The organism is Salipaludibacillus sp. HK11 (assembly GCF_047795645.1).
Taxonomy (GTDB): Bacteria; Bacillota; Bacilli; order Bacillales; family Salisediminibacteriaceae; genus Salipaludibacillus.
Window position 1 is genome coordinate 2,897,918 of record NZ_CP181045.1, and the last position, 24,699, is coordinate 2,922,616.

General features: G+C 36.9%; 18 protein-coding genes and 2 pseudogenes. 7 read left to right on the forward strand and 13 right to left on the reverse strand.

Translation table 11 applies throughout. The annotated features are described in order from the left end of the window. Window positions 1-127: 127 nt before the first annotated feature. The 7 genes and pseudogenes from ACM26V_RS14005 to ACM26V_RS14035 form a co-directional block, all read right to left on the reverse strand. Window positions 128-382: a SemiSWEET transporter gene (locus ACM26V_RS14005; protein ID WP_416151882.1), complete on the reverse strand. Its 255-nt coding sequence runs from the start codon at window positions 380-382 to the stop codon at window positions 128-130. 111 nt (window positions 383-493) lie between these two features. After that, the gene (gtfA, locus tag ACM26V_RS14010) at window positions 494-1,963 is read right to left on the reverse strand and encodes a sucrose phosphorylase (RefSeq protein WP_416147335.1); all 1,470 of its coding nucleotides are present in this window, start codon (window positions 1,961-1,963) and stop codon (window positions 494-496) included. Window positions 1,964-1,966: 3 nt separating this feature from the next. Further along, entirely contained in the window at window positions 1,967-2,932 is a 966-nt protein-coding gene (locus ACM26V_RS14015; protein WP_416147336.1) for a carbohydrate kinase family protein, read from the reverse strand. 117 nt (window positions 2,933-3,049) lie between these two features. Beyond that, window positions 3,050-5,236, reverse strand: a pseudogene (locus ACM26V_RS14020) (alpha-galactosidase). Between the two features lie 33 nt (window positions 5,237-5,269). Next, window positions 5,270-6,100: a carbohydrate ABC transporter permease gene (locus ACM26V_RS14025; protein ID WP_416147337.1), complete on the reverse strand. Its 831-nt coding sequence runs from the start codon at window positions 6,098-6,100 to the stop codon at window positions 5,270-5,272. After that, complete coding sequence (locus tag ACM26V_RS14030; RefSeq protein WP_416147338.1) at window positions 6,100-7,017, reverse strand: carbohydrate ABC transporter permease; 918 nt, start codon at window positions 7,015-7,017, stop codon at window positions 6,100-6,102. Before ACM26V_RS14030 ends, ACM26V_RS14025 begins: the two co-directional genes overlap by 1 nt. 152 nt (window positions 7,018-7,169) lie before the next feature. Then, window positions 7,170-8,489, reverse strand: coding sequence for an ABC transporter substrate-binding protein (locus ACM26V_RS14035; RefSeq protein ID WP_416147339.1), 1,320 nt, complete (start codon window positions 8,487-8,489; stop codon window positions 7,170-7,172). A gap of 502 nt (window positions 8,490-8,991) precedes the next feature. On the opposite strand from ACM26V_RS14035, the pseudogene ACM26V_RS14040 reads away from it, so the two are divergent. Then, window positions 8,992-9,113, forward strand: a pseudogene (locus ACM26V_RS14040) (transposase); the annotation flags it as partial. Between the two features lie 183 nt (window positions 9,114-9,296). Here the strand turns inward: ACM26V_RS14040 and ACM26V_RS14045 are convergent. Both ACM26V_RS14045 and ACM26V_RS14050 read right to left on the reverse strand, forming a co-directional pair. Then, on the reverse strand, window positions 9,297-10,328 hold the full coding sequence (locus tag ACM26V_RS14045; protein WP_416147340.1) for a LacI family DNA-binding transcriptional regulator: 1,032 nt from the start codon (window positions 10,326-10,328) through the stop codon (window positions 9,297-9,299). A 276-nt stretch (window positions 10,329-10,604) separates the two neighbouring features. Further along, a complete protein-coding gene (locus ACM26V_RS14050) occupies window positions 10,605-12,377 on the reverse strand; it encodes an ABC transporter substrate-binding protein (protein WP_416147341.1) in 1,773 nt (590 codons plus the stop codon). Window positions 12,378-12,478: 101 nt separating this feature from the next. Between ACM26V_RS14050 and ACM26V_RS14055 the strand changes: the two genes are divergently transcribed. Further along, the gene (locus ACM26V_RS14055) at window positions 12,479-13,075 is read left to right on the forward strand and encodes a non-canonical purine NTP pyrophosphatase (protein ID WP_416147342.1); all 597 of its coding nucleotides are present in this window, start codon (window positions 12,479-12,481) and stop codon (window positions 13,073-13,075) included. Continuing rightward, entirely contained in the window at window positions 13,072-14,289 is a 1,218-nt protein-coding gene (locus ACM26V_RS14060; RefSeq protein WP_416147343.1) for an MFS transporter, read from the forward strand. The genes ACM26V_RS14055 and ACM26V_RS14060 overlap by 4 nt, the downstream gene beginning before the upstream one ends. Window positions 14,290-14,333: 44 nt before the next feature. Here ACM26V_RS14060 and ACM26V_RS14065 read toward each other — a convergent pair whose 3' ends face one another. After that, complete coding sequence (locus ACM26V_RS14065; RefSeq protein WP_416147344.1) at window positions 14,334-15,224, reverse strand: helix-turn-helix domain-containing protein; 891 nt, start codon at window positions 15,222-15,224, stop codon at window positions 14,334-14,336. 133 nt (window positions 15,225-15,357) lie between these two features. On the opposite strand from ACM26V_RS14065, the gene ACM26V_RS14070 reads away from it, so the two are divergent. From ACM26V_RS14070 to ACM26V_RS14085, 4 genes are all read left to right on the forward strand, one after another. Continuing rightward, on the forward strand, window positions 15,358-16,659 hold the full coding sequence (locus tag ACM26V_RS14070; RefSeq protein ID WP_416147345.1) for an alpha-glucosidase/alpha-galactosidase: 1,302 nt from the start codon (window positions 15,358-15,360) through the stop codon (window positions 16,657-16,659). Window positions 16,660-16,949: 290 nt separating this feature from the next. Further along, window positions 16,950-17,396 (forward strand): methyl-accepting chemotaxis protein, encoded by a 447-nt coding sequence (locus tag ACM26V_RS14075; RefSeq protein ID WP_416147346.1) that lies wholly within the window; start codon window positions 16,950-16,952, stop codon window positions 17,394-17,396. Window positions 17,397-17,455: 59 nt separating this feature from the next. Next, window positions 17,456-18,037 (forward strand): PDC sensor domain-containing protein, encoded by a 582-nt coding sequence (locus tag ACM26V_RS14080; protein ID WP_416147347.1) that lies wholly within the window; start codon window positions 17,456-17,458, stop codon window positions 18,035-18,037. 154 nt (window positions 18,038-18,191) lie between these two features. Further along, window positions 18,192-18,527: a metal-sulfur cluster assembly factor gene (locus ACM26V_RS14085; protein WP_416147348.1), complete on the forward strand. Its 336-nt coding sequence runs from the start codon at window positions 18,192-18,194 to the stop codon at window positions 18,525-18,527. Between the two features lie 70 nt (window positions 18,528-18,597). On the opposite strand, the gene ACM26V_RS14090 is transcribed toward ACM26V_RS14085, so the two are convergent. The 3 genes from ACM26V_RS14090 to ACM26V_RS14100 all read right to left on the reverse strand — a co-directional run bounded on the left by ACM26V_RS14090 (window position 18,598) and on the right by ACM26V_RS14100 (window position 24,427). After that, window positions 18,598-20,289 (reverse strand): methyl-accepting chemotaxis protein, encoded by a 1,692-nt coding sequence (locus ACM26V_RS14090; RefSeq protein ID WP_416147349.1) that lies wholly within the window; start codon window positions 20,287-20,289, stop codon window positions 18,598-18,600. A 172-nt stretch (window positions 20,290-20,461) separates the two neighbouring features. Further along, window positions 20,462-21,367 carry an ROK family protein gene (locus ACM26V_RS14095; protein ID WP_416147350.1) on the reverse strand — a complete coding sequence of 302 codons (906 nt, stop codon included), beginning with the start codon at window positions 21,365-21,367 and terminating at the stop codon, window positions 20,462-20,464. A gap of 249 nt (window positions 21,368-21,616) precedes the next feature. Further along, window positions 21,617-24,427 carry a cellulase family glycosylhydrolase gene (locus ACM26V_RS14100; RefSeq protein ID WP_416147351.1) on the reverse strand — a complete coding sequence of 937 codons (2,811 nt, stop codon included), beginning with the start codon at window positions 24,425-24,427 and terminating at the stop codon, window positions 21,617-21,619. Between the last annotated feature and the right edge of the window lie 272 nt (window positions 24,428-24,699).

Consider the following 24,699-nt stretch of genomic DNA (forward strand, 5'->3'; position numbering starts at 1 on the left):
GAAAATACATATTACCTAGTTCTAATAAACACCTCTTTAATAATATCACTCAACTATGGTTCACCATTGCGTATATTTTTGATTAAACAGCTAAGGGAACAAGACAAATGTCTTGTTCCCTTGGTTTTTACTTATATTTCAACTTCATTCCTAAAATAAAACTTGCTAAGGCAAAAGTAACTAAATTAGCTGCTATAATTGGAATATCCATAATTGATATTCCGTAAATAAGCCACAGTAATACCCCTGTCGTAAACAACGAATACATTCCTAAAGAGATACTACCTGTGTCTTTTTCTTTGATTGTCTTTATCGCTTGAGGTAAAAATGAGATCGTCGTCAAAGCCGCTGCGAGTAAACCGATCATTGAAATAATTGTCACACCTTTCAAACTGAAATTTCCTAAAACACATGAAGTAACTATTATAATCTTTTTTGTGCCGAGTCAAGACTTTGAAAGGTTAGGGTCAAAAAAATTTCTTACACAGTTGAATTAAACACTGTATTGAGTTTCCACGCCGTTTTCTCCAATATAGTCTATGACAGTCTTCTTCGTTTTCAAATCTATAAATAGCGTACATCTCTTATCCTTCTTGTTCCAAGTTAGATGAATTTCATCGTCAACAGAATCTAATACTTGAAAGTTCCCATTAAAAGCATCATAGTCGTTTCTGAAATGTATCAGCTTTAATAATCGTTTAACAACATCTTTCTCAAGTGACTTTTCTATTTCCTCAAGGGTGAAGTTATGACGGTTAATTTCTCTACCCTCTCCAGTTCGAATAACTTTTTCAACATCATTCTCCCCTGCAAGTAACCCAACATAATAGACTTGAGGAATTCCAGGCGTAAACAACTGAATAGCTCTTGCTGCTAAATATGCGTCGCCATCACAATTTAATACAGAATAATAAGAACATCTTATTTGGTGGACATCGAAGCCATCATCATCTTTTTGGTCATCTGATAAAATAAGACTAAGATTTGCCCCTCTTTCTACACATACATCGACTAATTCTTTTGCTTCTTTCGGATCGATAAGATCATCCATATCTGGTTTAACAGGGATACCATCATGACAGTCAAGCATCGTAAACTGCTTTTCAGGACGAGTTTTAAGATAATGACGAAGGTCGGAACTGGATTTCGTAATCATCGTATCAAGTATCCTGTACGGTAAGATAAAATCGTATATCCAGTATCCCCGCTCTGCCAACTTATATTGAACGGAATAATGAGCATGAACTTCAGGAAGCAATTCAATGTCTAATGAATCAGCAAGTTCTTTCATCCAATCAAGAAACTCGTATAAATCTGGCTCAATGAAAAAGCAGCTTGTTCCAAGTTTTTTTATAATATATCCAACTGCATCTAGTCTGACAATCTTAACATTTTGCTTCTTGAAATTCATAAAGAAATCGATAAAGAGCTGTTTTACCTTATCCGATTCAATATCAAAATCAATTTGCTCAGAAGGATCTTCCTTACCAAACGTTGTCCAAACTTTTTCTTCCTCACCTGTTTCTTCTATAATATAGCTAGAATAAGGTAACGTCCTACGTAAAAACATTTTGTCTATATCTTCTTGGACTGGTTTCCCATCCTCCCAAATCTTATCTAAAGTAAGAAATAAATCAGCGTATTCTGAGTTACGTCCCTTTTTTAGAAAATCTTGAAAATAATCAGATTTTCTTGAAATATGGTTCACCATCAAATCCAACAGCACATCGAATTTACTTCCAATTGTTTTAATATCATCCCATGTACCATGACTAGGCTCAATTTCTAAATAAGTCAATGGAGCAAAACCTCTATCACCCGAAGATGGAAAAGGAGGTAGTATATGAACCCCACCCTTAAACGTTTCAAGAAAATAGGTCGAGAGTACATGATTAAGAGACTTTAAATCTCCTCCCATTGAATCTGGATAAGTAATAAGTTGCACTTGATTATTTATTGCCATATCTTATTTCTCCTCCATTCGACAATCTCGCTTTAACTCTTCAAGTCTAGGCAAATCCACTACTGCTCCGGTAAATTTCAGCTTATAGGCACTAACTGCAAAGCCTAAGTTTAAAGCCTTCTTAATCGTGTCCCCTTTTATAATTGAAGCATAAAATCCAGACCAAAATGCATCGCCAGCACCAGTAGTATCAACCACTTCAGTAGCCAAACTATCGAATGTCAGTGTTTCTCTTCCGTTAGATACGATTGCACCATCCTTGCCCAAGGTCATAATTACAAGTTTAGCTCCTAACTGAATAAATTTCTTTATTTGATTTTCATGTGTATCTTTGCCAAATAACCTTTCCGCATCATCTTCAGATGGTTTGACATTATCGATGTTACTTATCAATGATTTTATATACGCGATACCATCTTCACCTTTTTCCCAGATCATAGGATGATAATTCGGATCAAAACAAATTAGTTTATGATTTTTTTTTGCGACGTCAATGAGCTTTTCAACAGTTTTGCGAACGGGCAGTCTAGATATTGGCCAACAAGAAAAATGTAGAATTTTAGAATTCATTAGTGCATCTTCAAGCTCAGGAGTATAAGCTAATTGATAATCTGCGTCTCTATAGAAGATAGGTACAGGACTATTTTTACTTTTAGTCACTAGGACCATACTTGTCGCATTATCAACCATCTGAACACAAGCCATATCAATACTTTCTTTGTACAATTGATTTACTAAATACTTCCCTAAGCTATCTTTCCCTACCGCTGAAGCAACCAATGAATTTGCCCCTAATTTCTTTACATTTATAGCAATATTAGATGGTGATCCACCAAAATATTTATTGTACGTATTAGATTCGAAATCATCTCCATAATCTACAGGTATCATATCTATAAGAAGTTCTCCAACCGTTAAGACATCATTTCTTTCATTTGGAAACACAATTGCTTCATTAAGTTTAATCATATTACTCCTCCAGTAAACTAAGAGTTTCTACTAAAGTTGAAGACCCCTAATTCTACACACTTAACCTATTAGTCTAATAACTAAATCATAGCGAGTTAAAGTGATAAAACTGCGCTCTTATTTAGCTGATAATTTCCACATAATACTTTGAAAATCACCTTCTAATACCGGGATGTTTATACCTATATTCATTAATTCTTCACCATTAAACCGTTTCCCAATCTCTTCTATATAATAACTTTTGTCTGGGTTTAACCCAGTTAGCTTCATTTTAGTAAATGGCTCAGCAGGCTCTGCCAATATTTTGACATAAACAAATATCGCTTCGTCTAGATCTGGTGCTACAAACATTCAGGACGTATCATTTCCTTCGAATGGGCTTTTCAATCGATAGAAATCACCAAATTGAATCAATGTACGGTTTTTCTTGTAAAACTCTGTTTGCTCGATTACTTGACCACTCTCGTCATCCGATAACTCAGTAATATCAAGTTCATAACCAAAATTTCCAGACATAGCTACGTGCCCTCTCGTTTTAAGAGAAGTATGACGATGCACTTGGTGATTCGGCACAGCAGAAACATGAGCACCCATTGCGCTAATAGGATATACAAAACTTGTCCCGTATTGAATTTTCAACCTAGATATAGCATCAGTATTATCACTTGTCCATACTTGCGGCATGTAATAAAGCATTCCAGGGTCAAAGCGTCCACCACCTCCTGAACAACTTTCGAATAAAATGTGGGGGAACTTAGTCGTTAATTCTTCCATCACTCGATATAAACCAAGCATATAACGATGAGCTGTTTCACGTTGTCGATTAGCAGGCAAAGCAGCTGACCCAACTTCTGTCATGTGACGATTCATGTCCCATTTCACATAGGTAATTGGTGCACTTAATAATACGTCTGACATTTGCTTAATAACTTCATCACATACCTCTTCACGTGTAAGGTCTAAGATTAGTTGACTTCGCCCTTTTGATCGTCTTCTTTCAGGTACATGAATACACCAGTCTGGATGCTTCCGATAAAGTTCACTGTCCTCTGAAATCATTTCGGGTTCGAACCACAAACCGAACTGCATGTTCTTTGACACAACTTTTTCAGCTAAATGCTTCAATCCATTAGGTAATTTATTTTCGTCAACAAACCAATCTCCTAATGACGTTAAATCATCATCACGTTTGCCAAACCAACCATCATCGAGAACAAATAATTCAATGCCTAATTTCCCACTCGCTTCAGCTATATTTATTAATTTCTCTTCATTAAAATCAAAGTAAGTCGCTTCCCAATTATTAATAAGGACGGGACGTTCTTTATCTCTAAACTCGCCTCTACACAACCTAGTTCTGTACAACTTATGAAAAGTTTTCGACATTTCATTAAACCCATTATCGGAATAAACCATGACAACTTCAGGAGATTGGAATGATTCCCCCGGAGTTAGTAACCAGGAAAAATCGAATGGGTTTATCCCCATATTTACACGAGTTTGTTGAAATTGGTCAACCTCAACTAATCCTAGGAAATTCCCACTGTAAACTAGATTAAAAGCAAACACCTCACCATGGTGTTCATTCGTATCCTTTCTAGACAAAGCCAAAAATGGATTTTGTTGATGACTACTAGCGCCTCGTCTACTTTCAATAGATTGGACTCCTTCTCTAAGTTCCGTTCGAGAAATATATCTTTCTTTAATATGGCCACCAGGCAATGTAATGATATCGAAATCTGCTTCATGGAAATCTACATTCACACTTGAAACTTTCAATATTTCTAGATCTTGGTCCCCCTCATTATGAAAAGTAACAGATCTTGTAATCGCATTGAATTCAAACAGCACTGTATATGAAACAACAACATGAAGACCAATTAATGAATCTACAAAAGAAACTTCCAACGTCTCAGCTTCCTCATCATTTTCCACATAAGTTGAAGGTAAACCTTTCAAAGGCGGTTTCCCTTTAACAATTTGGTGAGAGTCATAGCGAAGATCTGATATTGTAGATCCATTTTCCGTTTTTACTTGAAAAGCAGGATTTCGAAAATCTGTTGTTCCAAAATTAGGGTATTCCTGCGGTAATGTATCTAATGAAAACGTCCGATCCGATTCAACAGGGTTAGGTGAAAAGCCTCTATCCAAATATCGAATTTGATTAGATCCATTATATTCCTTGACTCTTTTTCCCCAATACAGATGAGCCAAGTATCCCCCTTCCATCACTTTGAAAATATAACTACTATTATTTGATTGCAAATGGAAAATTCTATTTTCAGAACAATAAGTAATCCCCACGACATATCCTCCTAAGTTCTACTACAAAAATTATTAACCTTTTACTGCACCTGAAGATAGGCCAGCAACAAAATGCTTTTGAAGAAATAAAAACACAATAATCATTGGTACAGAAGCCATTAAAGCCGCTGCAGCAACTAAATTAAGGTTGTTTTGATTCTCTCCGAAGAAATTAGATAGTGTTACGGTCAACGTATGAACACTACTATCTTGAAGGAAAAATATTGCAAATTGGTAATCGTTCCATATATATACAGACGAAATAATAAGAATCGTCGCTGTTATCGGTTTTAAGAGTGGAAATACGATTCGGAAAAATAGCGTGAGCGTACCTGCACCATCTATCTTAGCCGCTTCTTCTAATTCTTTAGGGATCGTTGATTTTATAAATCCTGCATACAAAAAGATCGTTAATGGTAAAAAGCTTGCAAAATTGTTTAAAATCGCAATCGCATGAGTATTAATCATCCCCAAATTTACAACCATATTGTACAAAGGTACTAACGCTGCTAATGGTGGAATGACCATGATTGCGACGAAAATGCCGAATACTAGTTGATTAATTTTTGAATTCACTCTTGCCAGTGGATATGCCGCCATTGAGCCAAATACAATTAGTAAAATTGCAGCACCCACAGTGATAATAATTGAGTTAATAAAAGCATTCGTTAAATTTGCTCGTTCCCAAGCTTCAAAAAAATTAGTAAAGGATAAATAATCTGGAAATAGCCACCTTGAGCTAAAATCCGCTCTATTTTTAAACGCAGTCGTTATTAAAATATAAAATGGGACGATGTGAATAACTGAAATAACTAAAGCAAGGATGGATAACAACCATTTGGTAAATGTCTTCATATTTTTCATTATGCCTCAACCTCTTTTCTTTTAAAGTAGATGAGTGCAGACAAACTGATAAGCAATATAATAAACGTCATAAAAACACCTTGAGTCGCCGCATATCCTGCATCTTCTCGTCTGAAATACAATGTATACATAAACGTTGACATCGATTGCGAAGCATTGCCAGGTCCTCCACCTGTGAGAGAAACAATTACATCAAATAATTTTAATCCTCCAATTAAATTTAAAACTACATTTATAGTAATTGCAGGCATCAATAAAGGAAGGGTAATTTTCTTAAATTGTTGATAACCAGTTGCACCATCAATATCTGCCGCTTCATAGTAATCTTTTGAGATCCCTTGCAACCCTGCTAAATAAATAATCATAGATATTCCTACAAATTGATATGTGTTAACGATTACGATTAAATAAGGGTTTACACTCGGATTACCTAACGAATTAATAGGATCAAACCCGAAAAACATGATTAGATCATTTAACGCACCACCTTGATAAGCAAAAAAGAAAACCCATATGTAACCCATAATTAGCGGACTGACAATGACCGGAAGATAAATAATTGTTCGCGTTATCGCTTTAAATTTAATACTGCGATTTAACAGCAATGCATATAAAAGACCAATTGTCAGTTGTAAAAAAGTACTACCCATCCCATAAAGAAGTGTATTTTTAACAATCAACCATGTTAGTGGATCTGAAAATAATCTTGCGTACTGATCTAGTCCAACCCAGTTAGACTCCTGCGAAAATCCATCCCAATCAGTAAAAGATATCTGAATCCCGTTTAAAAAGGGATAAATGATAAAAAATGAAATAGCAGCAAGAGCTGGTAAATACATCCACCAAAGCGATGATTCCTTCTTCTTATAAGAATTTCTTGACACATTCGAATTATTTTTACCTATCATTTCACTCATTTTCCCAACTCCTTAGCTAACTTGGCTTCCCTATTTAATTAGGAAGGAGAACAATTTGTAACCTACAGTAAAATCCTTTAAAGAGTATTGCTCGTTTAAGGAGAAGAATAGAAGGATAAGGGGGGACGCCCCTCTCCCTCTATGTCAATCACTTACTCATCATTATTTTCGTCACTTTCTGCTTCATCTTCATCATTTTCTCCTCTTAAACGGTTATATTCTTCTTCCATAACTTGAGAAACTTCATCTGGTGTAATAGAATCAGCAATCAAGTCAGCTCCTGTTGTTGCGTATACATCCCACATTCCACCTGGAAGATATACTCTGTCAAAGTAAGGTTGAATATCCACGTGAGACCATCTCTCGTAAGAGTCAGCATAGTAATTATCTGCGTCAACGCCCGTTATTCCAGCTGGAAGCGCTGTGCCTTCTGCTACATTTCTTGCATTTTCCGGTTGAGCCAAAAATTCAATAAATTGTTTTGCTTCTTCAAGATTTTCTGATTCATCATAAGCCGCTAGAGTATGACGTTCCCCGCCGATCCAGCTTGGGTCATCCCCTTCATAAAAGGCTGGCACTGGCATCGTTCCTACTTCTACTTCTGGGTTTAGCTCTTGTACATCTCTTCCAAAAGCACCGTCAGCAAAAGTAAAGGCAATGAGATCTTGTGCCATCAATTGAGCTCTCTGTGATGGGTTCGCTGTTAAAGCATCTACATTTAATAAGTCTTTATCTCTTATTTCGACCATTTTTTCTGGCAACAAAGTGTAATTTGACCAATTAAACGAACCATCTAGTAATTCTTCCTCATAATTGTTATTCTCATCTGTCACTAATAGTGGTGTAGAGAATTGATCCAAAATCTGACCAATCGCATACGGGTCATTTCCAGGAATCCATAGTGGCGCAACATCATCCTCTGTCTCATCACGAATGACTTCCATTGCTGCAATCCAATCATCCATCGTCTCAGGGAGATCGATATTCAACTCATCTAGCATCGTTGCATTATACATAATCCCGTCATTTGCCTGATTAAGAGGGAAGGCATATACTTTACCATCATCATCCTTTAGTAAAGGCTCCATTGACTCATCAAAGTTTTCAACCCAATCCATATCACTTAGATCAGCAACATAGTTCCCATAACGATTTATTGCCCAACCATGGGTATCAAACAAATCAGGTAAGTCATTTGAACTCATTCGAACCCGAATAGAATCTTCATAACTGTCAGCTGGGAAATTAGCATCAACCGAAATATGTGAATATTCTTTTTCAAATTCTTCAATCACTGATTCCATAGCCGAGATGGCATTTTCTTCTGTAAGTGTAGAATATAATGATAAAGTTACTGCTTCATTACCTTCACCAGAATTTTCCGTTCCTTCATTTGGTTCTTCTGAATTATTGCAAGCAGTAAACAAAAACATTGCAAGTAAAACTGATAACGCTTTTAATGATTTTTTCATTGTACTATTCCCCCTGAATAAATTTTTTAGTGAGTTTGAACTGCCTTTTTTCACTTTCTTCCTCCTTTTTATTTTTGATATCAGACAAAAAGCATAACGCTTACAAAAAGATGGGAATTAAATCGGTCAGATAAATTTAACTAAAAATATATCTGATTTAAGTAAAATTATATTATTTTTTCATAAAAAAATCAAGATTTTTTATTATTTTATTTTAATTTTTAATCAAAATTAACAAAAACCTTGGAGTAATGGTATTTTGATCTATGAACTAAATAGTATTTATTTAATTGAGTATCCCTTTTGCTCGGAATCACTACCCTTGCGTTCGAATGTTCTGGATGGGTGTTATAATTGGCTAAATACCAACAGATGAGTTTAATTTCATTTCAAAAGCAGTTTTCTTCTGAAGAAATTTGTCAGGGTCATCTGTTTCAACTAAAGTGGAAAAATGGTTAACCATGAGTACCATTTTTATGACGCGAAAAAAACTCCGGACCATTTACATTGGCTTCATACGGTTCTTTCAAATGCCAAAGCTTTTTTCAGCGGGACTTTCCTCGGGGTGGATTCAAACACCTTCAAGCTTATTTAGATGAATTTTGTTATCGATTTAATCGACGTTAATTTGAAGGAAAGTGGTTCAGTCGCTTAATAAAGCTGTATGCATCATCAAACACCATTACTCATTCTGAGCTAGTGGGATAATCATTTTAATTTATTTCGGACCTTCTAAGGAAGTATATTTCGCCTTTAAACAAGTAAAAAACTACACTTAAAAATGTAGTTTTTGGTAAAATATGAATATTATTTTTTTACCCCTGAACTTTCTCTTATTATTAAGTGACAAGGAACAACAACTTTTATTGGTAGTTCTCGACCTGATAATCTATCTAACAACAGTTTTACTGCCATCCCTCCCATTTCCTCCGTGTATATCTTAATAGTTGTTAATGATGGTTTAACAAAACTCGCCATTTCAATATCGTTGAAACTTACGATACTAACTTCATTCGGCACATGAATATCGACCTCGTGTAATGCCCTAATTGCCCCTATTGCCATTGCATCGCTAGCTATATAAAATGCTGTAGGAAGTTTATCATCTTGTAACGCTCGTTTCATCGCATCATAACCATTACTTATAAAAAAATCATTAACTTCATAGATAAGATTTCGATCAAATAATTTTTTTTCTTTTAGGATTTTCTCATAATAGATTCTACGTGGGTCAACAGTATTATGATTCACTTCCTCTTTATCATTTTCTTTGATACCACCAATAAAGCCAATTTCTGTGTGACCTTGAGAAAATATGTGGTCCAATGCAATTCTTGTTGATTTTTCGAAATCAATCACAACCGTATCGTAATCTTCATCATTTGGTATATGATTCACAAAAACAATATTTCTATTAATTTTTTCCCTCATAATTTCTTCAATTTCTTTATCAGTTTCACCAACAACAATTATTCCATCAACACTATTTAATTGCATATTTCTACCATTTCCTAAATGGACGATTTTATTAACAACTATTCCTCTCTTCGTACATTCTTTTTCAATCCCTCTTCGAATAGAGAGAAAGTAAGTGTCTTCCCATTCATACTCCTCAGAACACCACATAACAATTCCAATTTCAAATTCATGAACTGTTGGCTTTTTACTAACTGTTTGTTGCCGTTGTCTGATAGGTATATAATTCAATTCACTTGCCGCACTCATTATTCGATCACGAGTTTTTCTAGCAACTGAAAGATTTTTATCATTATTAAGTACTCTTGAAACTGTTGCAATTGAAACATCTGCATGCTTCGCAATATCCTTTATTGTCGCCATCACTTACCCTCCTTGGTAAAATTTTTACTAAACTATAAATAGTTTATCACTCGCTCTTGTTGTTTTCAAGATTTTCAATTAGCAAACATTGATTAAATAAGGATTGAAGTGCTTTTTTGAGTAAAATTATATAAAAATCGAAATTTGATTAAGTTTAATTGCTGTGATGTTTTATTAATTATACTTTTTATTATTCGAGTAAGTGACATCCCAAGCTGAAAAACACGTATCCACACGAAACTTTCTTTTATGATTATTAAATGAAGGCTCGGTCTTTCATCCCCTGTACCAAAGCTTTGTATAATTAACCCAACCAAGTGCATTGATATGAATGTTCTTTACATACGTCGGATAAATTGCAAATTGCTTCAATCGATACAAGTGGATATGACCAAACTCGTGAACGATATCCGTTTCGATTTCTCGGAACGATTGCAGCAACTTATTTTCTGCACCACCACTTCCTGTATATGAAAAAACTTTCTCCGTCATTTTTTTCGATAAATGATTTGCCATAAGGCTGTGATTACCTACGAAGGAAACGAGATAGGTATATAATTCACTCTCATAAGTAAGTTGCTCCCCTAAAAGCATGTCTGCTCGGTCAGTTAAAGAAACTGCCTGCAATTCTTCATAAGGGAGAATGTTAATAGAAACAACAATCCCCACATCAGTGAGCTGTCTCTGAATCCAATTCGCATCTAATTCATTGCCCGCTCCAGAGTAACTAAACAGCGTGAGTGTTTCGCCTTTATAATTGCTCTGTTCCAATGCGCTTTTCGCAATCTTTTCGTCATGTACAACCACGTTATCCTCTGATTCAACTAACATTCGTGAAGCAGAAGCAAAGCGATTCCCACCTAATTCGTTCATTAATTTCGTCGATTGCAATAAATGAAATATTGCTTTTCTCAACAAGCGATCTTGTGCTAACATTCCCTGTCGCAAATTTAGCGTTAGAAGTTTGCTACCTCGATCAACGGCTGTATGCTGATCAAAGTTTCCCGTCATTTTTTTGTTGTAAGGATAATGATAAAAGTTAATTCGTTCGTTTTCAGGAATACGCACGTCCTTTTTATTGTCATATAGCTGTGGGAAGAAGTACATCGACACCTCATCTAAAAACGGACGTATTCCAAAATACTGTTGGAATACTGTAAGCACCAACTTGTCCTCTGTATTTTCCTTCACTTGAAAAGGCCCCGTACCAATTGGTAGCTTTTTAATGCTTCCGTTCGAATTTTTAGGAATAACGCTCGCTCCTAAGGATGAAGCGATATGAAGAAAATATCGAACCGATTGGTTAAATGTAAACACGACTTTATATTTGTTTTCAGCTTTGTTGCTCGCGATATGACGCACCAACCAGTGGTAGGCAGAGAACTCAGAAAAATGGCGGTGAAAACTATAACATACATCTTCGCCCTTCATCTCCTGTCCGTCATGAAATAAGACACCTTTCCGCAGATGAAACGTCCATTCTGTGTAGCTATCATTAAAACTCCAATCGTGGGCCAGTTGAGGAACGTGCATGTCTGATCTTTCATCATACGTCACAAGTTGGCTGAAAACATGTCTCATAACGTGGTTTTCCGAACGACGATTGACGAAAAGCGGATCAAGAACCGGTAACGGTCTGTAAGAGGGGAACAGCAGTCGATCTCTATCTCCCGTTTTTCGATCTCCATTATCATTGACTAGCGTATAAAAGAGCCAATCACGCCATTCTTGTCGAAACGAATCACTCAAGTAATATTTTTTTGTAAATTTTATAGCCTCATCAATGGAATGAGAGGATGCTAGCTTTTTAGCATTTTCTAAAACTAACGTCTCGAGTTCAGCAACTAGCGTGATTGATGAATAGTTGCCTCTTCCACGCCCTGCTTTCCACTCAATCCATCCATCCTCTTGCAACCGACCAATAATTAATTTTGCATTACGTTCTGAGCAAGACAACATCGAAGCAATTTCTGGAGTGGTAATCTGCGTTGCTTTCTGATACTCATTTAAATTGTTAACTAACACTTCATAGTGATCGAGTAATTTCATCGTTTTAACCAACCTCTCTAAAAGGGGAAATATAATTATCATAACTATACACTTTTTTTCCTCTTTTAAAAAACTACAATAAAGAAAGGAGGTTGATAGACATGCAATTAGTCGTAGCAACATGGAATGAACAGAAATTCAAACTCATTCAAAATGAATTAAAAAACTTAGAAATCCCTATTTTCTGCTTAGCTCATGACATACAGGATATAGAGGAAACGGAAAATACTTTTATAGGTAATGCGCGATTAAAGGTAAATGCTGCTAGAGAAAAGTATAAAAAAGAGCTGATATTAGGGGAAGATTCAGGTCTTTGCATCGATGCTTTATCTGGTTTTCCCGGTGTTCATACCGCTCGATTTAGAGATGGTGATGATAACGATAGAGCCGCAGAATTATTGAACATGCTTAAAGGAATTCCTCTGAGTAAACGCCAGGCACAATTTCAATGCTCTATAGCTTTGTCTTTTCCAGAAGAGCAGACAATTTCCTGCTCCGGAACAATGACCGGCTGGATTGCCGAAGAGCCTATCCAACGAAGTAACGGATATGGCGATATTTTTTTGCTTAGTAATGGTCGACCTTTATCTGCTCAAAATCACTCAACTAATCAACTGATCAATCATCGAAGCCAAGCTCTTTTTCAAGCAAAACTAGAAATTATTGAATGGTTAAAAAGGGGACGAGCAACGAAATGACGACAATGACAGTTCCCCTAAAAAAACGAGTTGTCGGCATCGCCTTACTCACTGCAGTGGCGGTGATGGGGGATTCGATGTTATTTATTGTCCTTCCTCTCTATTGGGAAGAATTTGGCTTAACTGCACTTTGGCAAATAGGAATCCTTCTTTCTGTTAACCGGTTCATTCGACTCCCTATCAATCCATTAGTCGGTATCTTTTATCAGCGCTTTCAGTTGCGAACAGGCGTCTTAATTGCTCTTTTTCTCGCTGTCATTACGACAGCGTCTTATGGATTATTAACTGAATTTTGGATGCTTTTGATGATGAGAATATTGTGGGGAGTTGCATGGTCGTTGATTCGACTTGGCGGATTATTAACAGTCATTGATGCAACAGATGACCAAAATCGCGGCCAATATGTTGGCTTATATAATGGTTTGTGGGGGATTGGTGGATTAATTGGCATGTTAGCAGGTGGCTTGCTCGTTGACCAAACATCGATCGTTGTCGTAACATCGTTATTCGCATGTATTGGTTTAGCTGCCCTTCCAACTGCTTGGATTCTCGTTCCAGTCAGCAAGGCATCTGAAACTCGGAAACAAACAAGATCACTTCCTATCAGACAGTGGTTATCCCCCTATGTCGGCATGGTTCTCATCACTGGGATGGCAATGGGATTTATTATTTTCGGTCTGTTTGCATCCACTTTAAGTCCAATTATCGAACGAGTTTATCTCGATGATTGGACGGTTGCACAGATAACAATTGGAGCCGCGACTCTTGCTGGTATCATCCAAGCGATCCGTTGGGGATGGGACCCCTTTGTTGCTCCGATTGTCGGAAAAATGTTAGATAACTCTTCCTCAATGCTGAGAATCTTACTTGTCCCTTTATTTCTTGGAAGTGCCCTCTTCCTTACACTAGCGAATATTCAGTCTATCATTCTGCTGATCGTCGGTTTAGTAATGTTTCAGTTTCTCTCGACGATTTTCGTAACAACGACGGACACCATTGCGACAAATGCTGCCGCTCAAACTGACCGTGTGAAAGTTATGACTGCTCATACCGTCATGGTAGATATCGGTGCTGCTCTTGGGCCAAGTATATCGTTTCTAATCATTGGCTGGTATAGCTTAACCGCTGTTTACTATTTAGCAGGATTCTTGCTGTTTTCATTAGGTATCTTTTGGTTAGTATTGAAAACACGGTTACTTCAACTTAGCCTATGACCTTTCGGTGGAGAGGTCATAGAATTGCACGCTGTTTTTTACCATCAATGAATCACAATTCGCTCAAACGGCATACGGTTCTTATTTTTTCGAAACTCACCAGGAGGAATACCGACCACTTTTCTGAAAACCTTATTAAAGTAGTTATCATTCGCAAATCCTACTTTTTCTGCAATTGTTTTAATTGTAAAGTCTGTATTGACCATTAATTCAATCGCCTTTTCTATCCGTTTATTTGTTACATAATGGCCAGGAGTAATATTGAGTGATTTCTGGAACAACTTAATTAAATGGTACTTTGATACATTAGCGGCATTTGCTATCTCATCGATTGTCACGTATGTATGATAATGCTGGTTAATAAAACTTACTGCTCGGTTTAAACTATCTGGGATCTCCGACTTAGCCTGCGTTGGTTTTAATAATCGATAACATTCCATTAAAAATGAATATGATTCGGCTGATGACATATAGGCGTCGTCAAAATTCTCTTCAGATGCAACAATATAAATATCAAACAATTTTTCCATCACACGAGAGTACAATGAAATATCAAGAACTGGCCCATACCTTTGCAAAACTCTATCCCAACAATGTTTCGCTTCTTCGCCTCTCAATGTAATAAATATAAATTCCCACTCTGGACTATGATCGGGCAGGTAATAGCAATGATCTCCTGGTATTTCAACCATGAAGGCTTTTCCTTTCGTTAGCCTATACGTCGTTTCATGAATATCAATTGCCCCTTCTCCAGAAAGTGTGTATTGAAATACAAATGAATTTCGGCCTTGCCTCTCACGACCATGCCACCTATACTCCGGCGAATTCCTTGTTTCCAATCCAATCACATCAATATCTACGACTGTTTCAACTTTTTCATTCCTACGAAACCCAATAATCTCCTGTTTTAAATTGCACCAATTCTCCCTAGACAATATCTTACCCTCCAATAACAATTTTTTACCATTGTAAGCGATCTCTTTTCATATTAACCTTAATATATCACATATTAATTGATTTTTTAATCTAATAAATAAAACAATAATATACCAAAAGGGGCTGAATTCTTTGAAAAGAATAACGTTTATCGGTGCAGGAAGTACTGTTTTTGCTAAAAACGTTCTTGGAGACTGCATGTTTGTCTCTGCTTTAAACGGATTTGAATTTGCTTTACACGATATTGACGAAAAAAGATTACAAGAATCGGAACAGATGCTAAAAAATTTAGCTAAAAACTATAACGATACGATAAAAGTCAAAGCATATTTGGATAGAAAAGAGGCTTTAATAGGAGCTAAATATGTGATCAATGCTATCCAAGTCGGTGGATATGAGCCAAGTACCGTTATTGACTTTGATGTACCGAAAAAATACGATTTGCAACAAACGATTGCAGATACGATCGGAATTGGTGGTCTATTTCGTTCCTTACGAACGATCCCAGTCATGCTGGATATCGCAAAAGACATTGAAGAAGTTTGCCCTGATGCTTGGCTGTTAAACTACACAAATCCAATGGCTGCATTAACTGGGTTTATGCTACGCTACACGAATGTGAAAACAATTGGACTTTGTCACAGTGTACAAATATGTACAAAGGATCTTTTTAAATCGCTCGATATGGATCATGAAGGAATTGAAGAAAGAATCGCAGGTATCAACCATATGGCTTGGCTTTTGGAAGTGAAAAGAGATGGAAAAGATTTGTATCCAGAAATCAAAAAAAGAGCTCGTGAAAAACAAGTAGTAAAGCATAATGATATGGTTCGCTTCGAATTAATGGACAAGTTCGGCTATTACATCACTGAGTCGTCTGAACATAACGCCGAATATCATCCTTACTTCATCAAAAGCCGTTATCCTGAATTAATCGATAGGTTTAATATTCCATTGGATGAGTATCCACGCCGTTGTGTGAATCAGATTAATGGTTGGGAGGAGATGCGAGACGAAATCGTCAACAATTCTCAATTAACACATGAACGTTCGAAGGAATACGGATCACGCATTATTGAAGCGATGGAGACAAATGTTCCGTTTAAATTTGGTGGAAACGTATTGAATACCGGTGGATTGATTTCAAATTTACCTGAAAATGCATGTGTCGAAGTTCCATGTATCGCTGATCGAAACGGGATTCTTGCGACATATATTGGTGCTCTTCCGGAACAATTAGCGGCACTAAACCGAACAAATATTAATACACAACTTCTTACTATTCAAGCTGCTGTTACTGAAAAGAAAGAGCACGTCTATCAAGCTGCAATGCTCGATCCACATACAAGTGCCGAATTGTCATTGGATGACATCGTCGCCATGTGCGATGACTTAATCGAAGCGCACGGTGATTGGTTACCAGAGTATAAATAAAAATGGATATAACTCAAGCAGCAAAAGCGTAGTGGCTATTTAGCTCCTACGCTTTTGCTTTGTTATTTTACGTTAAAAAACTTAGTTTAGCTTATACTTTAATCCTTTAGCAAAGTTAAATATTTTTAAAGAGTAAGAAAATCTATCATAACTACGGTTAGGTCGGATGATCTATGATAATCTTTCATATATAATGATTTTTTGACAAAGTATGGGAGTGATTAGGGATGAGTTTTCTAAGTAGTTTTCTTAAAACAGGATAAAATAACCAAACTTTTCAAGAATAAGATATGAATATGGAGCTAGTCTATGAATTTATTAATGAATCTCAAGTCGCATCTGATCGGATGATGGCTGCCGTGAAAGAAGTGAATATCGCATTAGATCGATTAAAATATATTGCCGATAAATCAGTCACTGAAGGTACATACCTTAAGGAAAACAGTTACCAATCGATGGACCGGCTATCAGATTATAACCAATCGGTAACAGAAAAAATTCATGGACTTGCAGATCATACTAATAAAATTGAAGAGATTAATCACATAATAAAAGAAATAGTGACTCAGACATCACTTCTATCTTTAAATGCTTCGATTGAGGCTGCTCGTGCCGAGAAACATGGACGAGGTTTTTCAGTGGTTGCACAAGAAATTAATAAACTTGCCGATCAAAGTAGTGAAGCCGTCGGACGTTCCTCAAACATTCTGTCTACGATTGAAAACAGTGAGAAGTAGTCAGTTCCGTCGAGGCAGAGAAATTGGCTGTCGCGGAAGGAGTAAACGAAGTCGGCAATATGGAAAAACGGATCGCTATTATTTTTCAAAAAATATCGTTAGTAAATGATTTGGTTCAAGAAACAACCAAGGATAGCCAATCCCAAGCAACGATGACAACTGAAGCCACAAATCAACTGGAAGTCGTTGGCGACAGTGTGAAAGACACGCTGACTTACGTAGAGAAAACTGTTGAAGACATGGATGCACAGCATGATCAAACAGAACATTTACATACAATTAGTGCGGATCTCCAGGCTACTTCTACTGAGTTGACGCGATCAATTAACGAGTTAGGAGTTCTTCGCCAAACGAAGGTTCAAGACTTGAACCTAGAACCAATTAAAGAGAAACTTCTGGCGATTACGCAACTTCCTGAGATCATCAGTTTAGACCCTACCCACCATAAAACACAATTAACAAACCATCTAGAAAACTCTGAAGAAATTGAAGTAATTTGGTCTAACAGAGATGACGGATCATTTATTTATTCGAACCCACCTGCTGGTCTGGTAAATGCTAGACAACGAGATTGGTGGAAACAAGCAATGGACGGCGAGTTTTTTATTTCTGACACCTATATTTCGGCGATTACGATTTAAAATAATAGAGCAAGGGAACAACCACTAGTTTACGCCATAAGTAAAATTTCACGAATAAGCAAACGCTTATTAGTACCTCTCCTAATTTTCACTATGCAGATTATTTTCATTTTTTTATTGTAATGGATACACTAGAAGGAAGGAGGCAATATACATGACCGATGAAAAACAAGAAATGGTTGACCGTGTATATGCAGAATTGGAAAAAGTAATTGATCCCGAACTTGGTGTTGACATTGTCAACTTAGGACTAGTATATGATGTTGATTTAGACGATAAAAATAATGTCCAGATTGAAATGACATTAACGTCAATGGGCTGCCCACTTGCTGGTACAATCGTAAGTGAAATTAAAAACTCATTAAAAGAACTTCAAGAAATTGGAGAGATTGGCGAGGAAGTTGATGTTGATATCGTCTGGAGTCCAGTTTGGGATAAAAAGATGATGTCCCGTTACGCAAAATTGGCATTAGGTGTGCATGAGAGTTGATTTTTGATATGAAAGAGAAAGACCCGGATTGAGCAGATAGCTCAAACCAGGTCTTTTTTATTCTACTGCTTTAGTACTTAAATTTACCTGCATTTTTTTGTAAATCTTCTGCTAACTTAACCAATGCCTCACTAGAGCTTGCGATTTCTTCGATAGAAGCAGTCTGTTCTTCCATCGCAGCTGACATTTCCTCGGTGCTTGCAGCATTCTCTTCTGAAATTGCAGATGCGTTTTCAATTACTTTAATGATTCCGTCTTTTTTATTTTGCATATTTTCCCCAGACGAATTCAAGTTTGTCAGTGTTGTCCGCATACGCTCAACCGCTTGTGCAACTCCATCAAATGTCTCTGTTGTGTCGTGGACACTTTTTGTTTGCACTTGAGACATCTGCTTCGATTCTTCCATTTTAGAAACAGCATCCTTTGTTTTTTCTGCAAGCATTTGAATGATAGTCGAGATTTCCTCAGAGAATTGGTTCGATTGCTCAGCAAGCTTCCTAATTTCGTCGGCCACCACTGAAAAACCTTTCCCCGCCTCTCCAGCACGAGCTGCTTCAATCGAAGCGTTTAAGGCTAATAAATTCGTCTGCTCCGAAATATTTTTTATCATCCCACTCGCATTTTCAATTTTTTCCGTATTTATGTGCGTTTCAGAAATAATTTCATGTACTTCTTCTGTTAAGTGATTGTTATCAGTTGTCTTCTCAATTAAATTGTTCACTAATGAGACTCCTTTGTCTTTCAAGTTACCAAGTTCACTAGCAACGTGATTTAAACTCACCACATGCTCCTGATTCTCTTCAATGGAGACACCTAGTTCATTCACCTGTTTAGAGCCTTTTTCTGTATCTGATGCTTGTTCTTGTGCACTTCTTGAAATATCCTCAATCGTTTTTGCGACATCTTCTGATGCTTTTGCCGATTGTTCACTCGTTGCCATCAATTCTTCTGATGAAGACGCAAGATAAACTGAGGCTGAAGAGACATTTTGCAAGAGACCGCTAAGGTTTCCCTTCATTTTGTTAAAACTAGTTGAAATCTCCCCTATCTCATCCATACTAGATTCTTGTTGATGAGAGCGAAAATCTCCTTCACCTGCCAATTTAAGGTTATCCATGATTGAATCAATTCTACTTTTAATTTTTCTTGAAAAAATCATAAGTAAAATCGTTACGATTATTAGAATCACGCCGAGAATGATTGATACATATATAATAATTTCTGACATAATCGAGTTAATCATTTCTTGAGATGTCGATACGAAAAACATTCCAATAATTTCTCCATCTTCAGCTAAAATCGGACGATATGCTGTCTGCATGTCAGTGCCTAAAATATCAGCTTCGCCATAATACATTTGTCCTTCTTCTAATACAAGTTCTGTTACTTCTCCTGTAGCCTCAACTGATACAGCCCTTTCATCATTAATGATTAAATTCGTTGTTACTGGTTGTCGATCTTGAAAGATTGTTACCAATCCTCCCGACATCTCTGCTAATTCATCAGCAAGTTCGTAATTTTCATTAATTCTATGAGGACCCTTATATAGTTCTCCATCGACTATTTCCCATGCTCCTTCTAACTTTTCATCAACGTAGCTGTATGAAAACTCGATATCTGAACCAGCTTTATCTGCCGCAAAACTTTCCATTCCACTTTTCACTTGAGTATACGTCACCGATAATAAAATCACTGATACTAAAAGAATAGTCGAAATCATTACAATTTGAAACTTCGTCAATATTTTAATATTATTAAACACTTTCTCACCTCTATTTAAGTAATATGATACATTACTAAAGTATCATTTACACTGATAAGAAGCAAGACGATCTACGTCAATTTTTGTAAATGATTATAGGACTTTTCCATTTAATAAGCGATAACTTCTTGTTACGAAGTTATCGCTTATTACAGTACCTATGACTTTTTTATTATATCCGCTTCACGACAGGCAAGTACGATGCACCGACAACGCCTGCTTTTGTCCCTAGTTGAGCGGGTTGAATCTGAATAGAGTCTCGTAAACTAACATATACTCTTTCCTCGACTGCTGGTATCAGTTTGGGTAGTATTGCGTCCTTACCTTGCATCACACCACCACCGAGAACAATCATTTCTGGATTAATCACATGCACGAGATTCGCAATTCCCGCTGCTAAATGAGCAATCCAATCGTTGAAAATGTGCACAGCATCTGACTCATTTTCACCTACTTTAGTGATCAGCTCTTTGGCTCCGCCATCAGACTGGTATACATCTAACACTTTCTTTTTTATCGCAGTTCCTGACGCTAGTGCCTCCCATGAACCAATATTCAGACCTACTTGTTTTGGGCCATCTCCGGAAATAATCATATTACCTACTTCTCCTGCACTAAATTGTGCTCCAGATAGCAGCTGTCCGTTCAGCACTATTCCTGCACCAATTCCAGTACTGATCGTTATGTAGACCATGCTTCTTGCATCCTGTCCCGCACCGGCGTAATATTCCCCCACTGCAGCAGCGTTTGCATCATTCTCAAATAAACATACCTTTCCATTTTTCTCTTCAAACTCTCGAACAAAAGGGAAGTCGTGCCATCCTTTCAAATTTGGCGGATCCAAAAATATTCCTTTCGCTAAATCCATCGGTCCAGGCGCCGCGACACCAATCATATCTTCGGAATCATCGAGCCAGTCCGTAATTAACGCATTAATTTTGTCCATTCCATTGTTTGGATCTTCTGGGGTAGGGGTTTCGCGATGAGAGATCATTTCCCCATCATGACTAATTAAACCCGCTTTGATCGATGTTCCTCCAATATCTATCCCGACTCTAGATTTCTTTTGTTCTGCCAAAAATATCATCCCCTCTTTCTACCTGTATTCGTTTCTAAAATAATCTTGTCTTCTGTTAAACGGGTCTTCTATTTATCAACATTATTGTATAACAAATTTTTCGAATTATAAAGGAAATTAGGGTTTCAGATAGTAACCCAGTTTTTTAAAAAATATTAGATATTAGCAAACGCAAAAAAAGTGATCCTAACGGGCAACTAGCTAAATCGCTTCTAGAATCACCTTCATTGTTTCTTATTGAAATTTAAATTATATTGAATCGATTACTTTTCTTTTTTTGAAATAGACGCCACCAATCGCACCGCCTATGATCAGTAACACCAATCCTATCATTAAGAAGGTAAAGGTATTGGTAGCAGTATCTGGTAAGATTGCGCCACTTTTCATTTCTTGATCAGTCGCTCCTGATCCATATGAGTCTTTTTCTTCGTTATCAGATGTTCCACTCGCGGGAGTTTCTGTACCATCATCATTTGAATCAGCTGACTCAGCATTAGCGAGAAGTTCCTTTAAACTTTCAAGTTCTGATTTTAGCTTATCAATCAGTTCTGCTAGTTCAGAAGTTTTATTTTCCAATGCTTGATACTTCGATTCAAGCTCAAGTATTTCTTGTTCAAGATTCTCGATTTCTAGAGCAAGATTTTCAACTTCTGTTTTATTTTCAAGCTCTTCGATTCTTTCAGCTAACTCAGTAATAATTTCATAGAGTTCTTCTAATTCGTTGGCAGAACCATCCTCAGGCTCTCCATTTCCTGGTGGCGTTGAAGTATCATCTGATTCTTCCATCGCAGTAAAAGTACTAAAATGGCTAGCCTGATAAGTGAAAACACCATCACTATACGAGCCACCATCTTGTTTTTCCCACTCGCCTGTTGATTCGTTAAGAATGTATACTGCTAAATTCTCAGACTCAGTCAGATTACTAGAATCGATCTGAAAAGCAAGCGTAACTGGAACACCTTCAAATGTATTCATTTCGTTTTCTCCATCAGAAATGGTAAATTTGAAAATCCCAGCTCTAATATTTACATTAGAAGGAACATTGTAACTCTCTTGCACTTCTTCCAATGTGATAGTCATTTCATTCCCCTCAGTAAAGTATTCACTAGGGATAGAAACACTTACCGTCTCTTTTTCAAAAATAACGGTTACCTCTTTACCCTTTAATATTTTCACTTGATCTGAGGAGAGTTCAAGTTGAGTAATCTCATTTGCATTTACGACAAGCTCACCGTTTGCATTTACTTTTTGAACATCCTCATCTAAGATAGTACCTTTATTTTCACTGTCTACTTGAGGAGTAACTTTAACAACATCTTCACCAGGCGGCGTTGTATCATCTACTTCTTCTACAACTGTTCCAGTAATATTGTTGCCATCTTTCAATAATGTATATTCAAGAATTTCTCCGCTCCAAAAATGGAAACGCAACGCAACTTCTCCATCAGCAACTTCATTAAAAAAGCTCTGTGGAAAAGTAATTTCATTTGTATCATAAGATGGAGAAAAAGCATAACCAAACTCCTTAAAGGTTGTCCAATTTTGTGGTCCAGTTGGAATTCCGTCTCCGTCTACCGCCTCCATCGTCGCAAGTTGATCGCCATTGAAGGTTGTTGGAATAGAAAAATTACTCGCTAACCCTTCCGTACTTTCTTGGAAAGGTGTATCGTAAGTGTTCACCTTAAAAAACCAATCGGCTCCATTATTAAACGTCGCTGTCAAAACTCCGTTTGTTTCTAGTTGACCTGAGAAAGCAATGTCCGCAAGTAAACTCGCGTTAATCGTCAAAATATCACCGTTAAGCTGATAATCTTGATCTTGATCTAACTCTTCACCGTCATAACGTAGTGAAACAAATTGATTTCCATGTAAGTTAAGCGGCATATCCACATCAACAATCTCGTTGTCTTTTTTCAAGTAAATATAATTCGATTCAGCAGTTGATGAACGCGTTTCCCAACTAGCTTTCATCATTTGGTAGAGCTCTTCATCTGCCCACTCAAAGTTCGTACGATCGAAGTGCTGCCCATTATCCCACAACATGTGAGTAATCCTTGTTTCGTTCGCATAATGAATCATAAATTCGAAAAATTTCAATTTTTCACCTTGTTGAATTACACCCGTATTCGTATCAAAACCAAGCAATCCAAATTCTCCAAGGACAACAGGAATACCATTGGCAACAAATTTATCATGTACACGATCGAATGTGTCAATGATATCTTGTTTCGTTTCCTGATCAAACGTAGTGAAGCCAGCAACGTTTACGCTGAACGGCCAAAATCCGTAGAAATGAACCGTAGAGATCACATTCGGATCATCTAACGCGACAATCTCATCATAAAGGGCATCTAATTTTTCTGGCTCAGATCCCGTATCCATCGTTGGTAACACAAGTGGTCGATCGTCGTTTCGTCCTCCTGAATTTCGAACGATTTCGTAGAAAGAGGAATTAAGTGTAGAAAGATACTCGAATCTTTCTTCTTCCGCTCCCCAGAAACGTGGTTCGTTTATGCTTTCGAACATTACTTTATCTGAGTGATCCTTAAAATAGTCTGCAAGCTGATTCCAAATGGCATTATACCGTGCAAGGGAATGATCATAATCACTTTGCATCCCTGCTTCTAACCACACCCACGAATCATGGTGAATATTTATCATTACGTATAGATCCTCTTCAAGGGCCCATTCAACCGTTTGATTAACACGCCCCAAGAAATCCGCATCTATCTCGAAATCACCATATTCTTCCATTCTCTCATCAAACGTAATCGGCACTCGAATACTCTTAAATCCTTGAGCCGCAATTTGTTCGATTAATTCTTTTGTAACCCTAGGGTTCCCCCAAGCTGTTTCATCTTCTCCAACTGCATCATATGTGTTCCCTAAGTTCCAACCTGGCTGCATTGCCTCCACATATCCCTCAATGTCCATCCCTTCATTTTCATCAGCCGATAAAGTACTTACAGGAAATAAAAACAACAACATAATTAATCCGAACAATAATAGCATCGTTTTAGATCGTGAAATCTTGTCCAAGTTCCATAAAGACTTCTTCAAAATATACTCCTCCTCATTTTTGTCTCACATCAATTATTAAAACTATAAACCATGTAATGGTGACAAAGTTCCCTCCTCTCTGAAATAGAAACCGCTTTCATTTATAATTTATCATACGGAAAATAATAGAAACACCACCATAATTAGAGAAATTATAATAGTATAATTAGAGATTTTTAAATCAAATAAACCACTTAACAAACTGAAGCAGAATGAGTTTTTTACGACAAAAAAAGCCATTGCCCTAATTCCAATTAAAGGGCAACAGCTAG